Annotated in this window: 14 protein-coding genes; 7 read left to right on the top strand and 7 right to left on the bottom strand. The window is 47.4% G+C overall.

Features of this window, described 5'->3' with window-relative positions:
- The first annotated feature begins 257 nt into the window (after positions 1 to 257).
- Positions 258 to 596, top strand: a complete 339-nt coding sequence (locus ACFSUS_RS11245; RefSeq protein WP_381522547.1) for a hypothetical protein — start codon at positions 258 to 260, stop codon at positions 594 to 596.
- 166 nt (positions 597 to 762) lie between these two features.
- On the opposite strand, the gene prfA is transcribed toward ACFSUS_RS11245, so the two are convergent.
- A complete protein-coding gene (gene prfA, locus ACFSUS_RS11250; protein ID WP_381522549.1) occupies positions 763 to 1836 on the bottom strand; it encodes a peptide chain release factor 1 in 1074 nt (357 codons plus the stop codon).
- Between the two features lie 181 nt (positions 1837 to 2017).
- On the opposite strand from prfA, the gene ACFSUS_RS11255 reads away from it, so the two are divergent.
- Together ACFSUS_RS11255 and ACFSUS_RS11260 are read left to right on the top strand one after the other, a co-directional pair.
- Complete coding sequence (locus tag ACFSUS_RS11255; protein ID WP_381522551.1) at positions 2018 to 2602, top strand: hypothetical protein; 585 nt, start codon at positions 2018 to 2020, stop codon at positions 2600 to 2602.
- 140 nt (positions 2603 to 2742) lie between these two features.
- Entirely contained in the window at positions 2743 to 4638 is a 1896-nt protein-coding gene (locus tag ACFSUS_RS11260; RefSeq protein ID WP_381522553.1) for a YgiQ family radical SAM protein, read from the top strand.
- A gap of 130 nt (positions 4639 to 4768) precedes the next feature.
- Here the strand turns inward: ACFSUS_RS11260 and ACFSUS_RS11265 are convergent, their stop codons facing one another.
- The 4 genes from ACFSUS_RS11265 to ACFSUS_RS11280 form a co-directional block, all read right to left on the bottom strand.
- Positions 4769 to 5683: a hypothetical protein gene (locus tag ACFSUS_RS11265; RefSeq protein WP_381522555.1), complete on the bottom strand. Its 915-nt coding sequence runs from the start codon at positions 5681 to 5683 to the stop codon at positions 4769 to 4771.
- 141 nt (positions 5684 to 5824) lie between these two features.
- A complete protein-coding gene (locus ACFSUS_RS11270; RefSeq protein WP_381523112.1) occupies positions 5825 to 6649 on the bottom strand; it encodes an SGNH/GDSL hydrolase family protein in 825 nt (274 codons plus the stop codon).
- A 118-nt stretch (positions 6650 to 6767) separates the two neighbouring features.
- Complete coding sequence (mnmH, locus tag ACFSUS_RS11275) at positions 6768 to 7808, bottom strand: tRNA 2-selenouridine(34) synthase MnmH (protein WP_381522556.1); 1041 nt, start codon at positions 7806 to 7808, stop codon at positions 6768 to 6770.
- A gap of 98 nt (positions 7809 to 7906) precedes the next feature.
- On the bottom strand, positions 7907 to 8620 hold the full coding sequence (locus ACFSUS_RS11280; RefSeq protein WP_381522558.1) for a pyridoxine 5'-phosphate synthase: 714 nt from the start codon (positions 8618 to 8620) through the stop codon (positions 7907 to 7909).
- A 115-nt stretch (positions 8621 to 8735) separates the two neighbouring features.
- Here ACFSUS_RS11280 and ACFSUS_RS11285 point away from each other — a divergent pair, with 115 nt between their 5' ends.
- The 4 genes from ACFSUS_RS11285 to ACFSUS_RS11300 all read left to right on the top strand — a co-directional run bounded on the left by ACFSUS_RS11285 (position 8736) and on the right by ACFSUS_RS11300 (position 12484).
- Positions 8736 to 9185 carry a GatB/YqeY domain-containing protein gene (locus ACFSUS_RS11285; protein WP_381522560.1) on the top strand — a complete coding sequence of 150 codons (450 nt, stop codon included), beginning with the start codon at positions 8736 to 8738 and terminating at the stop codon, positions 9183 to 9185.
- A gap of 71 nt (positions 9186 to 9256) precedes the next feature.
- A complete protein-coding gene (locus ACFSUS_RS11290) occupies positions 9257 to 9793 on the top strand; it encodes a CvpA family protein (protein ID WP_381522561.1) in 537 nt (178 codons plus the stop codon).
- A gap of 43 nt (positions 9794 to 9836) precedes the next feature.
- Positions 9837 to 10883 carry a 23S rRNA (adenine(2503)-C(2))-methyltransferase RlmN gene (gene rlmN / locus ACFSUS_RS11295; protein ID WP_381522563.1) on the top strand — a complete coding sequence of 349 codons (1047 nt, stop codon included), beginning with the start codon at positions 9837 to 9839 and terminating at the stop codon, positions 10881 to 10883.
- A 179-nt stretch (positions 10884 to 11062) separates the two neighbouring features.
- Positions 11063 to 12484: an inorganic phosphate transporter gene (locus tag ACFSUS_RS11300; RefSeq protein WP_381522565.1), complete on the top strand. Its 1422-nt coding sequence runs from the start codon at positions 11063 to 11065 to the stop codon at positions 12482 to 12484.
- A 76-nt stretch (positions 12485 to 12560) separates the two neighbouring features.
- Here ACFSUS_RS11300 and ACFSUS_RS11305 read toward each other — a convergent pair whose 3' ends face one another.
- Both ACFSUS_RS11305 and ACFSUS_RS11310 read right to left on the bottom strand, forming a co-directional pair.
- The gene (locus ACFSUS_RS11305; protein WP_381523114.1) at positions 12561 to 13364 is read right to left on the bottom strand and encodes a lysophospholipid acyltransferase family protein; all 804 of its coding nucleotides are present in this window, start codon (positions 13362 to 13364) and stop codon (positions 12561 to 12563) included.
- 143 nt (positions 13365 to 13507) lie between these two features.
- Complete coding sequence (locus ACFSUS_RS11310; RefSeq protein WP_381522567.1) at positions 13508 to 14296, bottom strand: DUF3050 domain-containing protein; 789 nt, start codon at positions 14294 to 14296, stop codon at positions 13508 to 13510.
- Between the last annotated feature and the right edge of the window lie 86 nt (positions 14297 to 14382).

A 14382-nucleotide genomic window follows, 5' to 3' on the forward strand; every position in this document is an offset into this window, starting at 1 on the left:
CTCATCGACAACAAGGTTTTCACAAGTTAAGATGGTATCCTTATAAAAGAGTGCGGTACGGAAATGTGCAATATAAGGTTGAAAGTCAGCTTTGTTCCCCTTTGTAAACCTATATCAGTAGCATACGACATTGGAGAATGCGTTTAAAGGCTCTTTATATAATAGTTAGCTTGTTGTTGACATGGTTATTGGCTGTAGCATGTGCCAAAAAAGCAACAACAATAGCTAATACTTCTCCATCATCAACAGTTGTCTCTATGATGCCACCTACCGATTCGCTCCCGGAAGACATTGACTCAAAGTGTCACATCGAAGGACCAGTTGTCATGCAACTAAAAGAGCAAATAGGGTATGTTGGCTACCGGGCAGATCTCTGGTACATCGCTTACAGTCTTCCACTAAAGCCCGGTGAAATGAGTGATGTTCAATATAGTGGCTTTGTTTGCAATATGCCTGAGACGTTTAAACGAGTAGGACGAAAAGTTAAGTTTAGTGGTAACTATCATCATGCTTACAAATACATTCCCAAGTCTGGCGCCGGAGACACACCTTTGTATCTGGTTTTAAAGCGAATACGATGGGAAGACAAAAACTGAAAGACAGTAGAGTAGAACTATTTCTATGTAGGCACTTAGCAGCAATTATCCAATTTTCTAAACTGTGTTTATTAACATATTGTTAGTTATAAAACATCCCTTGAAAAGTACAAAGCCTGACTACGAATTAAAGTAGTCAGGCTTTGTACTTTTCGGAGCAAAATCTCTACGCTGTTGCCCCTTCTTTCAACCGCTCAGCGTTTTCGGCGATGCGAAGTTGCTCGATGAACTCACCAATGTCGCCATCCATCACGGCAGGCAGGTTGTAAACCGTCAGGCCAATGCGGTGGTCGGTCACGCGGCTTTGCGGATAATTATACGTTCTGATTTTATCAGAACGGTCGCCACTACCTACCATCGTTTTACGTTGTGAAGCAATGGCGTCGTTGTGTTTCTGTAACTCGATTTCGTAGAGTCGAGAACGTAACACCGTCATTGCTTTCTCCATATTTTTCAACTGAGAGCGCTCATCCTGGCACTGCACCACTAATCCGGTTGGAATGTGCGTCAAACGGACGGCTGAATACGTGGTGTTAACCGACTGACCACCGGCTCCTGACGAACAGAACGTGTCCTTACGGATGTCGTTCATGTTCAGCTCAACGTCTACTTCTTCGGCTTCTGGGAGCACCGCCACACTAGCAGCCGACGTATGAATGCGCCCCTGGGTTTCTGTAGCTGGCACGCGTTGCACCCGGTGAACGCCCGACTCAAATTTCAATTTGCCGTATACGTCTTCTCCTTCAATCTCGGTTATAATTTCTTTGTAACCACCCGACGTGCCTTCGGTATAATCGACTAACGTCATACGCCAGCCCATCTTCTCACAGAAACGTTGGTACATACGGAAAATATCGCCCGCAAAAATGGCTGCTTCGTCACCACCTGTACCGCCCCGAATTTCCAAAATGACGTTTTTGCTGTCGTTGGGATCTTTCGGAATCAACATCTCTTTTAGTGTTTCTTCCAGCGTTTCCCGGCGCGGCAGCAACTCATCTAACTCGCCCTTTGCCATCTCCCGAAAGTCTTCATCCTTTTCAGTGGCAATGATCTGCTTAGCGTTGTCGATTTCTTCGAGGAGCTGGATATAGGCTCGATACTGGACAACAATTTTTTCCAGATCTTTATATTCTTTGCTCAGCTTCATGAAACGCTTCTGGTCCGAAACGGCCTCAGGCTGCACAATCTGCTGAGATACTTCGTCGAAGCGTTCGCGAATGGCTTCTAACTGGTCAAGCATATATATCGCTTCTAATATTGGTACCGACGACTAAGCGTCTCGGTAATAATGACAAGTACTGAAAACACAAAAATACGAAATTACTGGCAGTTAGGCTTTGTTGTTCTTATTTGCAACCAAGCCGACGAGCAGTGCGTTTTCTAAACAAATGACGAAACGTAATCCTATTAAGTTCCTCTTTATGAAGCCCTCTGTATCTCTTATTGGCTTATTTGTCATTACTCTAATCGCCTGTAATCCAGAACGAGTTCAGTATACCAACGAACTCAAACAGGAAATGGCTAATATGAAAATTAAACGGGTCACGAACGTCGATCTGGTAGAGACGGTAGATAATCTGGGCACCAAAATAACTGAGATTATTCAAAAGGAGCTGGCGACTCAACTTGAGAAAACAACCGATCCGGCCGAACGAGTAAAGCTTTGTCAATTGCAGAACTTACCCAAGACAAAGGCTATCGCCCAACGCTACGCCATAGATATTCACCTGCTAGGAAGCGCTGATGTACAAAACAAAGCGCTGAGTGCTAAAGAGCGTGAAGTGCTTGACGCGTATTTATATAACGCCGAGCAGAAGCTACCGCAAATCTCCAATATTCAGAAGATCAACGATACGTTATTTATTTACAATGCAGCCGTGCCGGCCGAAAATCTGATTTGTAAAACTTGTTTTGCTAATCAGAATACGCCGTTTGCCATCTGGCGATTGGCCTTCAGTAAGCGTGAAGTAATTAAGCGAATGAGCGCAACCAAGAAAAAGAAATAATTAACGACAGGAGCCAGGGTATGGCGGTTAGTAAGTAAAAGTCCCAACCGCAAACAAACCAAAAACGGCTAATTCCTTACTGTTCAGATTGAATTATTTCGCAGATTCAGTGTTTTTGAAATACATAATGCCGCTTACTCATGATTGAAAGACCCATTACCGATTGGTTGCCTCTGACGATGAAAGAAGTCGAGAAAAGAGGCTGGGACGAGGTTGATATTGTGCTGGTGTCGGGGGATGCATACGTAGACCACCCGGCCTTTGGAACCGCTGTGATTGGTCGTATCATGGAGAGCGAAGGCTTTCGTGTGGCAATCATCGCCCAACCGAACTGGAAAGACGACCTTCGTGACTTTAAAAAGTTTGGTAAGCCGAAATATTTCTTTGGCGTTACGGCGGGTTGTATGGACTCGATGGTTAACCATTACACGGCTAACAAACGTCTACGCTCCAACGACTCGTACACACCTGGTGGCGAAGCGGGTTTCCGACCGGATTACGCTACCATTGTTTATACGAACATCCTGAAAGAACTGTACCCAGATGTGCCCGTGTTGCTTGGCGGTATCGAAGCTTCGTTACGTCGGGTCACACACTATGATTACTGGCAGGATCAATTAATGCCCTCCATTTTGGTTGATGCGCGGGCCGATATGCTGGTGTATGGTATGGGCGAACAACCGCTTCGCGAGATCTTGAAACTGGCTCGGAAGGGAGTACCGTTTTCGTCGATGCGGAATATTAACCAGGTTGCGTTTCTGCATGACGGTAACGCCGAACTGCGGGATTATAACAACTGGAGTACCGTCGAGCTGGCAAGCCATGAGGAATGTCTGCGCGATAAAATCAAGTACGCGGCAAACTTTAAAATCGTCGAAGTAGAATCGAATAAGTGGCAGGCTAATCGGATTACGCAGCAAGTTGGCGATCAGATTTTGGTAATCAATCCGCCGTTTAAGACAATGGACGAAGCTGAGATTGATAAGTCGTTCGATTTGCCATATACGCGTCTGCCTCACCCCAAGTACAAAAAACGAGGGACGATTCCAGCCTACGAAATGATCAAGTTCTCGGTCAACATGCACCGGGGTTGTTTCGGTGGCTGTAGCTTTTGTACCATATCGGCCCACCAGGGTAAATTCATTGCATCGCGAAGCGAGAAGTCGGTGCTGAAGGAGGTAGACGAAATCACAAAGCACCCTGAATTCAAGGGCTATATTTCTGATTTGGGCGGCCCGTCGGCGAATATGTATAAAATGAAGGGTAAGGATGAGTCGATCTGCGCCCGTTGCCAAAGCCCAAGCTGTATTCACCCGGTTATTTGCTCAAACCTTGATACGTCGCACAAGCCGCTGACGGAGTTGTATCGCAAGGTAGACGCCAACCCGAACATCAAAAAAGCCTTTGTCGGCTCGGGTGTCCGTTATGATTTGCTGGTCGACGATTTTAATAAGAACAATGAAGACGGCAACCATGACGAGTACATGGAGCAGCTCACGACGCGTCACGTATCGGGTCGGTTGAAAGTCGCGCCTGAACACACCTCGGACGATACATTGCGGATTATGCGTAAGCCGTCGTTTAAATATTTTAAGTTATTTAAGAAAAAGTACGACCAGATTCAGGAGAAGCATAACCTAAAGCAACCGCTGATTCCGTACTTCATTTCGTCGCACCCTGGTTGCGAAGAGCAGGATATGGCCAATCTGGCTGCCGAAACCAAAGATCTGGGCTTCCAGCTCGAGCAGGTGCAGGACTTTACACCCACACCCATGACGGTTGCTGAAGTGATCTATTATTCAGGCGTTCACCCGTATACGTTGAAGCCCGTTAAGACGGCCAAAACGCGGGACGAGAAGCAGGCGCAGAATCGCTATTTCTTCTGGTACAAGCCCGAGTATAAAGACTGGATACGTAACCGCCTGCACAAATTAAACCGGCCGGATTTGGTCGAGCGGCTGCTGGGTAGCCCAAAGAAAGAGAACGCGGGCAAGAGTAAATTTACGGGAAATTACTCTGGTAAGAAAAAGCGATAAGCTGTTAAAGCAATTGCATCTGAGCCTAGTGCTACTGGCGCACTAGGCCATTTCTTTGTAGCGTTGGTTCAGTGTTTAGCTAAGATTGCTGTGCAATTGTATGAACAGAGCGAAAGCTTCGTGGATCTCGTTAAGGTACCCGTCTGTTGTCTTTCATTTCGTGTTGCCGCCCGTATATGTAGCGTAGGGCAAGGCCAAACCCCCAACCCGTGCCATCTGCTGTCATGATAGCCTGCTGCTGCGAACGGTTATTAACTGTGTACGTCAGTTCAGATTGGAGTGCATTACCCAAGCCCCAATATTTGCGCGCGTAGAATCCTAGTTCCAGATAAGAAGAGAGTCGGGTTGTGTAATCAAGACCTAATTCGGCAAGGCCCGACACCTGGTTAGAAATAGCAGCTGTGTTATTGAGTCGCAACGTATCGATACGATTTCTACCCCGAGAGCTATAGCCAATTAATTTGAAATCGCCCGTTTGACCACTACCATTAGGTACTAGCCAACCTCCTGCTGTGATCCAGAAGCCAGTTCCATTTTTTGCGTGTTGGGCGGAGCCAAGGCGACGTTTTATTCGGAAGGGAATTCCATAGCCGTTGTTGAGGTAAGTATAAGTAAGTGGATTGTTCCCATTAGCAATTCTGATGCTGAGGTGAATAGGAGAGCGAGTGTAGCCAGACTCAACAGTCCAGACATTTCGGTACGTGTAACCGAATAACACACCCCAAGTCGCCTTTATCAGGTTGGATGTGCTCACTAATCCATCTAATGTATTGTTTAACGTACTGCCATCATTACGAAAGCCGCCTTCGGCGCTGATGTACCAGGTTTGGATCTCATGGAATTGGTTGAGCAGATCTTGCCGAGTGTCGTTTCGCTTTTCGCTTTTAGACTGGCGATTACTACTATTATTGTCTGGATCATCCATAATTACCCGCTTACGTACCACTGGCAGAGGGGCGTAGTAATTTGTATCAATCACAACTTCCTGAGCCTGCACAGCAACTGACGCGCTTATCAGCCAAAAAACAAGGGAGATGTTTCTCATGATATAGCTCTTAACCCATAAGTAGTTAGTTCTATATCGATTACGCAGATTCGGCCGACGGTGTTGCTGCTACAGAAAAACAATAAAGACAACACTACAGGATGCGGTTGGCGACAGCGTAATTGCCTAACTGTGAGCACTCTAGTATTTCCTTATAACCTTGACTAACTTCTTGCTGATTATAGCGTATCCTTTGTCGGAAGGATGCAGGCCGTCATACGTAATAGCAATGGCTTCGGTCGGGTAGGGGTATGCATCGGTTTTGGGATCGAAAGGAACACCGATGAAGGCTGGATACGAGTAATTTCTGTACGCGCCGGTTTGTGGATCTTTCAGTCGTTTATACTTAACGAGTGTTTTTATGCGCAAACTTCGGGTATGATAAAGATCGACAACCGGCAAGTGCTCAAAGCGGCCAATGGAGTCAATAGCATTGGCAAAAGATTCCAGCTGCTGCCCATTTTTAGCTTTGTAAGACCCATAAGCATTATTCTGGTAATTAGTTAGATAGACAAAATCGGCTCGTTGCATCGGGGTAATCAGTAAGATATGAGCCTGCGGATTAAGGTTACGGAGTTTATCAATAATGATGCGAAACGAACCATACACCGTGCCGGTACCAGTATTGTCTTGATAGTCAATAAATCGGCCTAAAGGCTTGCCTGACCACCAATCGTTAGTTCCCAGAAAGATCGAGTAAACGTCGGCTTTGGTTATGCCAAGGGTTTCAATTGACTGGGCAATCCGAACCGCAGTCCATCCATTGTGCCCTTGATTAGTATATTGAACGTAAGGGAGTCGGTCAACCACACGGGTCATGTAGCCTTTGGTTACGCGATTGCCAGTTTCATTCAGATGCTCATTCAAATAGGTAATAGAGTCTCCGATGGCTACCCAAGTGAGTGGTTTATGGCTAAATGAGCTAAGCAGCCCCATCAGGGCTACTGCAATAAGCAACTGTTTGATCTTATTCATCGGGATGAAAAGAAAAATTGGCCGACGGTTTACTGTCGCGGTAACAGCACCTGTCTGCCAGATCATGATGAACTTGCTTAGTCGGAAGGGACACTGAAACCAGCGGTTCTTAGACCGCAGTGATGTGCGTATCAGCCCAGTCGATTAACTGATGGGCCGTTTGCGCAGGGTTATCCGCTTGAACGACCAACGGATGAACCTGGGCGGGGTTGCGTTGCGAAAGGCCATGTAAATACGCCTTATCGTAATAGTCCAGTGTAAGGTCGGCAACTCTAGTGTAATCCTGATGATTCAACGCGTTGAGAGCGTCCAGGGTCACTTTACCACCCAGCCGCTTCCGGATTCGTTCGGTGGCCTCGATCAATAAGGCGTGGTCAATGCCTGTGTATTCCTTTACTAGCCGTTGAATTCTGATTTCTTTAGGAACATCAATGAACGCAACGGGTGCAGCTCTCATCTGTTGCCAAAGGGGCATGGGAATGAAACACGACCCGACATTACGGCTCTCATCTTCCAACCAGATACGTTTGGCAGGGTCAAGTTTACGCCATTCGGTGAACAATAAGTTCTCGAAGTGCTCAGTAGCAGGCTGAGGAAGCTGGCCAATAGCCCCGTATGATGATCCCTTGTGGTGTGCCAATTTTTCCAGATCAATGATTTGTTCGCCTTGCCGAGCCAGTTCTTTCAGAATATCCGTTTTCCCGCTGCCTGTTTTCCCCCCTAGAATGATGAGCGTACGCGGTTCGGCAAATGCGGCCATGACGGCCGTGCGGTACGCTTTGTAACCCCCGATAAGCGTCGAAGCCGTTAATCCAGCTGTATCGAGTAGCCAGGCAAAGGAGCCGCTCCGCATGCCTCCTCGCCAGCAATGAACCAGTACTTCTTTTTGTTGCGGATTAAGCTTCTTGGACTGCTTCACAAACCCGGCGAGCTTAGGGCCAACCAGATCCAGACCGAGTATAACGGCCGCATCTTTCCCGGCGTTTTTATACTTCGTTCCTACCTGTGCCCGCTCCTCATTATCGAATAAAGGAATACTAACCGCACCAGGAATATGGGCATGGTCATACTCGCCCGGTGATCGTACGTCAATGATGGGTAATGTTGCCGCCTTTTCTAAAAAATCTTCGACGCTTAACTGCTTGACCATATTGTTGTAAAGAACGAATACCTTTCCGTTTCGCCACTAAGCCTTACTTCCTTTGATAAATATTACTAAAAAAGGTAGACGGCCATTGGTACTCATTTTTACATTAATTCACGCAAATACATCTGAATCGTGTTCTCCAGGCCAAAATACAGCGCATCACAGATTAGGGCGTGTCCGATAGAAACTTCCTGTAAGCCAGAAACCTGCTCGTTAAAGAAACGGAGATTATCTAAACTTAAGTCGTGGCCAGCATTTAACCCTAAACCTAGTTCACTTGCTTTCTGGGCCGCCCGGACAAAGGGAGCAACGGCCGCTTCCTGATTGTCGAAAAATTGCGCGGCATAAGGTTCTGTGTATAACTCAATCCGGTCAGTACCGACGGCTTTAGCACCTTCTACCATACGTTCGTCGGCATCCACGAAGATAGATACCCGAATGCCATCGGCTTTGAACGTATCGACCAGTTGACGAAGGTGGTCAGCATGACGAATGGTATCCCAACCGGCATTCGACGTAATGGCGTCTGGTGCATCGGGCACGAGCGTTACCTGATCAGGTTTTACCCGCTTGACTAACTCAATGAATCGCTCGTCGGGATTGCCTTCAATGTTGAATTCCGTGGTGACTACCTCTCTGAGATCCAGTACGTCCTGATAGCGGATGTGCCGTTCGTCCGGGCGTGGGTGAACGGTGATGCCCTGGGCACCGAAACGTTCGCAATCGAGAGCGACACGTACGAGATTCGGGTTATTGCCACCGCGGGCGTTACGCAGGGTTGCTACCTTATTGATGTTAACGCTAAGTCGAGTCACAGTTGGAATGATGAATTATGAATGATAAACTATGAATGATGTTTAGGTTCTTAACTTTGTCGGGTGATGGTTGGTTCGGCCGCCATTTATCATTCACAATTCATTATTCAATAAAATGGCTTTAAAACAACAGATCGACGCCGATATTAAGCAGGCCATGCTGGCCAAAGACCAGGATAAACTTCGTGCGCTGCGGGCCGTAAAGTCAATGATCTTACTCGAAGAAACGAAGGAAGGAGGTTCGGGCGAGCTTAAACCCGAAGATGAAACGCGTATTTTAACTAAGGCAGTAAAGCAGCGGAAAGACTCAGCGGACATCTACCGTCAACAAAACCGGCCTGACTTACTGGCTACTGAAGAAACTGAAATCGCGATTATTGAGCAATACCTGCCCAAGCAGCTGTCGGAAGACGAACTCAAGGAAAAATTACAGACTATCATTGCTCGGGTCGGTGCATCAGCCCCCTCCGATATGGGTAAGGTAATGGGAGCTGCGACCAAAGAACTCGCCGGTCAGGCTGATGGCAAGGCGATTTCGGCCATGGTGAAAATACTTTTACAATGAGTGAAAGAGGGAATGAGTGAAAGAGCGAAAAGGCTGAATCACTCATTCCCTCATTCACTCATTCCCTCTTTATGACGACCCTCGACATACTCATGCTGATTCCCCTGGCCTGGGGCGCATTTAACGGATACCGCAAAGGTCTTTTGGTGGAGATCATTGCGGTTATCGCGTTTGTGGTAGCTATGATCGTCGGGTTCAAGTTTCTGGCATTCGGCATTGACCTTCTGAGCCCCTACATAAGCCGCGAACTGGCCCGCAAGCTCTTACCCTGGCTGGGTTTTTCGGTAATCTTTTTTCCGACCATATTCATGATCAACCAGATGGGGTTTGCCCTCAGGCGATCCCTGAAATACACGCTCCTTGGCACATTCGACAGTGTGGCTGGTGCCGCTGTTGGCCTTTTTACGTGGGTATTTGGAATTAGTGTTATCCTTTGGTTGTTTAGTTATATGGGCGTCAAAATGCCTGCCCGTCAAACAGATGGCGCGTTCTTATATCCCTATATCCGGCCAATTGCGCCGAAGGTAATGGACAAGGCGGCCGTTTGGGTACCCAAAGGACTTGAAGCTGGTAAAAAATGGCGGGCGGAAAATACAAAGAGTGAATAAGGGGTTCACCAATTCTCTCTTTCGCTCCTTCTCTCTTAGAAAAATGAAACAAGATATCCGTAAGCTAACAGCGGTTCAGCTGAAAGACTGGCTTACACAACATGGTGAGCAGGGGTTCCGGGCGAAGCAGATTCACGAGTGGCTTTGGAAGAAATCAGCTGTTTCGTTTGAGCAGATGACCAATCTGTCTCTGCCGACGCGTGAATTGCTGAACGCTCATTTTGAAATTCGGCCATTAGCGGTCGACCAGCAACAACGGAGTAACGATGGAACGATTAAATCGTCGTTCCGACTGTTCGACGGCAATCTGGTTGAGGGTGTACTCATTCCGGCTCTGCGCAACGACGACGTAGATCGAATGACGGCTTGTGTGTCGAGCCAGGTGGGTTGCTCACTGACCTGTAAATTCTGCGCTACGGGATATATGGATCGTAAGCGCAACCTCGACGCAGCTGAAATCTACGATCAGGTGGTGGCTATTGATCGACAGGCAAAAGAGAATTACGACGTACCGCTCTCCAACATTGTTTACATGGGTATGGGCGAGCCGTTATTAAATTATAAGAATGTGCTTGAATCGGTCGATCGTATTACGTCGCCCGATGGGTTAGGCATGTCGCCTAAGCGAATTACAGTGTCAACGGCGGGTATTGCCAAAATGATTCGGCAACTGGGCGATGATCAGGTGAAGTTCAATCTGGCGCTCTCGTTGCACGCAGCTAATGACCAAAAGCGCGATCAGATCATGCCGATTAACGAAAGTAACACGCTACAGGCCTTGGGTGATGCGCTGGGCTACTTTTACAAGAAAACAGGAACACGCATCACGTTCGAGTACATACTTTTCTACAACTTCAACGATACGCTGCAAGACGCTCAGGAATTGTGGAAGTTTACCAAACGTGTGCCAGCTAAGGTAAATATTATCGAGTACAACCCGATTGCCGAAGCTACATTTAAGAATACGGACCCTCAAACCCTCGACAAATTTGCTGGGTACCTCGATAGCAAAGGGGTAACGGTTAATGTTCGGCGGAGCCGGGGTAAAGACATCGACGCGGCCTGTGGGCAGCTGGCAGGTAAAAAGTAAGGCGGCTGGAAAGCCGTATTCTACTGATAGTGTTATTGGTAATCAGAACGCGGCTAAAAGGCCGCGTTACTTTTTGCTTAACAATTTAGTAATATCGCTCTAGCTTGTTTGCCGTACTTTTGTGAAAAATTATTGGCTTGCGGAACAACCGTTCGCTACTCACAGAAGACTGCCCACCCATGTTTGGATTAGAAACGGATGTTTTTATCCTCTTATTTATCAGCTTATTTGCTGCTTGTGCCTTTGAATTCGTTAACGGTTTCCATGATACTGCCAACGCTGTCGCTACCGTTATTTACACTAATTCGCTGAAGCCTACCGTCGCTGTTGTTTGGTCTGGTATCTGCAATTTCACGGGGGTATTACTCGGTGGGATTGGCGTAGCGATGGGTATTGTTAACCTGTTGCCGGTTGAGTTATTGGTTGACCAAAACGTGTATCATAGTGTTGCCATGGTGCTGGCTCTTTTGCTAAGTGCTATCATCTGGAACCTCGGTACGTGGTATTTTGGCCTGCCCAGCTCCAGCTCGCACACCCTGATTGGTTCTATTCTGGGGGTAGGACTGGCCTTCGCTACCTTGCCTGACAACAAAACGGGCTCTGCCGTGAACTGGGAAAAAGCCATTGAAACGGGTGAAGCACTTTTACTTTCACCCTTGCTGGGTTTCAGTCTAGTAATCTTACTGATGTTTCTGATTCGTCGGCTGGTACCCGAAGAAACAAAAGATCAGTTGTTCAAAGAGCCCAAGAAAAACGTACCTCCACCAGCCTGGATTCGCGGTATTCTGATTGCTACCTGCTCCTTGGTTAGCTTTTTCCACGGTAGCAACGATGGACAGAAGGGTGTCGGTCTAATTATGCTGATCCTGATTGGTATCGTTCCTTATCACTTTGCAGTTAAGTCGGATGTCGATCCGCGGCTGATGCAATCAAACATCGGTGGCGTTGAACAAACTATTGCTGCTCTGGACTCCAATCAGTTATCAACCGTCAACCGCGCTCGCTTGTCTCGTACACGTACTGAACTTAGCGAGTTGAAATCACTCATCAACGGACCACTCGTCGATAATCGGATTCCGCAGGAAAAGCGACTAGACGTCCGCAGAGATCTACTGCTCATTAACAGCAACATGACAAAAATTGCCGAAGATGAAGGCGCTAATCTTAGCCCGAATCAACTGGCCGCTTTAAAAAGCAGTCTAAGTGAAGAAAAGGGGTTGCGTCGATACACCGACTACGCGCCACTGTGGGTTATATTGATGATTGCCCTCTCACTAGGCCTTGGCACCATGATTGGCTGGCGCCGGATTGTGGTTACGGTGGGTGAGAAAATTGGTAAGCAACACCTTACATATGCTCAGGGAGCTTCGGCTGAGCTAGTAGCCGCTGGCATGATTGGTCTGGCCTCCGGCTTGAAACTACCTGTCAGCACAACACACGTTTTATCGTCGGGTATTGCGGGTAGTATGGTGGCCAACAAAGGTATCAAGAATCTACAGGCTGGTACCGTACGTAACATCGCGCTGGCCTGGGTGCTGACGTTGCCCGTATCGCTGCTACTGTCCTTTACACTCTACATCTTTTTCCGCTGGCTCTTGTAACAGGTAACAGTGAGCAGCCATCAATTAAATCTGTAGTGCAAAACACTGCTAGCTGCTCACTGTCAACTGATTTCTATCATTTTACCCACTCGGGTGAGTCCTGCTCAATAGCCCGACGTACTTTGGCAACAATATCATCAACGGTTTCGTCGGGACTAACTTGTAAAGGTGCTTTAAAACGAACCGTTAGCAGGGTGTTTCGTTTCTTAAAGCGAAGTCCTTTTTTGTCGAAGGCGCGTCGGAAACCATTAATTACGACGGGTATTACAATCGGATCGTGATTTTTGATGAGGTGCCCTGTGCCCTTCCGAACCGGTGCATAAGGGCTGGTTGTGCCCTGCGGAAAGCTAACTACCCAGCCGTGCGCCAACGCTTTCGCAATTTTCTCTTCGGCCGACGTATCCACTGAGCGCTGTACTTCGCGCCCTTCGGCCCGCCACGAGCGTTCGATGGTTAAGGCTCCGCCAGCGGCAAAAATGCGGGGTACAATTCCTTTTTTCATGGTTTCAGATGCGGCCACGTAATATTGTCTGGCCCGTGGACCCAGTAAGTAAACGGGGGGAAGCATAGTATTCTGAAAGCCCCATTTCACCGCGCAAAAAATGTGAAAGAAAGCGATCACATCGGCAAAGTAGGTCTGATGGTTCGACAGGAACAGGACATTGTTAATGGGCAGATTTTCCAGATTTTCGGTACCCTCGATCTGAATCCGGTTTACTACCGTGTAACGGGCATAGGTTAACCAGCCGACGGTTCCTATCAGCATTCTTCTGACCAGTAATGAATTGCCAAACGGATCGCGCTCGAATAGACCAAGTACGTCTAAAGGCATTAAAAACTTAGGTAGATAGCTGAATTTAGTTGGCTTAATGTATTTCATCATAGGTTAGGTCGCACGTAAACAGTAAAGTTACATGGCCGTTACAATGTTTTCAAGAAAAAGTGCAACGGCTGAATCACAAAGAAAACGCCCGAACGAGCGGTACGCAAGTTCGGGCGTTGAAAAGCTTAATAGCTAACCGATTAAGCAAATAAAGGCTGATGAGGGGCTATCTGCTCGTAAACGCTATCCCAAAGCGAAATTCGAGCTTGCAGAGCTGCTTCCACGGCAGTTGCTGCTTCTTGCCACAGCTGAGGATCTGAGCCGCATAGTTCGGCTGTCATGGCTTTAGCCAGGTGCGAGTGATGATCACCATCAACTTCTATGTGGCGCTCCAAGTAGTATGTGAATAAACTCAACCGCTCGGGCGACTGGTCGCGCAATTGCTTAACCAGGGCAATGAACATGTCTGGTATTAGATCTTCCCGGCCAAACGTAAAGACGGCCGCAATTTCGTGCAGTTTCCCCTTCTCGATTAAGTCGAACGTAAAGTTAACGAACTGATGGCTTCCATGAGGTAATGATATGGTAGCGAGAGCCTCACGAACCGAAGTGCCAGCGACAAGACCAGCGATGAACGATTCAATAAGGCTCGTATCGGCACCCGCTTGCTGCATAGCTTTGAGATAAAGCTCGAAATGGCTAATGCGGTTGCCTTCTGGATCAACGTCGCTCTCTTCCCCAACCACAATTTCATTGATCAGATAGCGGGTGGCCGGATTGCCAACCGGAAGCCAGGGAACGCTTACACAGGTTAATTCGCGCTGGAGTGCTTTTAACAGCGACATAAAATCCCAAACGGCCCACACGTGCGATTGCATAAAACGTTGCAAATCGGCGTGTGTGTGCACCGAAGTATAGAGTGGGTGAGTGGTTAGCTGTTGACGTAGCGGCTCTATTTGGGCTGATAGCCGATTTAATTGCTCATTCATAGTAGGTTGTAAAATAATTTACGAATCGATTAATCCTTTCAGGCAACGTCTTGTCCAACCGAAGAGTTACACAAAAACAGATTATT

The sequence above is a fragment of the Spirosoma soli genome, from assembly GCF_042684525.1.
GTDB lineage: Bacteria > Bacteroidota > Bacteroidia > Cytophagales > Spirosomataceae > Spirosoma > Spirosoma soli.

What these genes read in the sequence shown, in the direction of transcription:
- ACFSUS_RS11310 (WP_381522567.1), bottom strand. Translation starts at nt 14,296, where the DNA reads ATGAATGAGCAATTAAATCGGCTATCAGCCCAAATAGAGCCGCTACGT.
- mnmH (WP_381522556.1), bottom strand. Translation starts at nt 7,808, where the DNA reads ATGGTCAAGCAGTTAAGCGTCGAAGATTTTTTAGAAAAGGCGGCAACA.
- prfA (WP_381522549.1), bottom strand. Translation starts at nt 1,836, where the DNA reads ATGCTTGACCAGTTAGAAGCCATTCGCGAACGCTTCGACGAAGTATCT.
- ACFSUS_RS11260 (WP_381522553.1), top strand. Translation starts at nt 2,743, where the DNA reads ATGATTGAAAGACCCATTACCGATTGGTTGCCTCTGACGATGAAAGAA.
- ACFSUS_RS11265 (WP_381522555.1), bottom strand. Translation starts at nt 5,683, where the DNA reads ATGAGAAACATCTCCCTTGTTTTTTGGCTGATAAGCGCGTCAGTTGCT.
- ACFSUS_RS11300 (WP_381522565.1), top strand. Translation starts at nt 11,063, where the DNA reads ATGTTTGGATTAGAAACGGATGTTTTTATCCTCTTATTTATCAGCTTA.
- ACFSUS_RS11290 (WP_381522561.1), top strand. Translation starts at nt 9,257, where the DNA reads ATGACGACCCTCGACATACTCATGCTGATTCCCCTGGCCTGGGGCGCA.
- rlmN (WP_381522563.1), top strand. Translation starts at nt 9,837, where the DNA reads ATGAAACAAGATATCCGTAAGCTAACAGCGGTTCAGCTGAAAGACTGG.
- ACFSUS_RS11285 (WP_381522560.1), top strand. Translation starts at nt 8,736, where the DNA reads ATGGCTTTAAAACAACAGATCGACGCCGATATTAAGCAGGCCATGCTG.
- ACFSUS_RS11255 (WP_381522551.1), top strand. Translation starts at nt 2,018, where the DNA reads ATGAAGCCCTCTGTATCTCTTATTGGCTTATTTGTCATTACTCTAATC.
- ACFSUS_RS11245 (WP_381522547.1), top strand. Translation starts at nt 258, where the DNA reads ATGATGCCACCTACCGATTCGCTCCCGGAAGACATTGACTCAAAGTGT.
- ACFSUS_RS11305 (WP_381523114.1), bottom strand. Translation starts at nt 13,364, where the DNA reads ATGAAATACATTAAGCCAACTAAATTCAGCTATCTACCTAAGTTTTTA.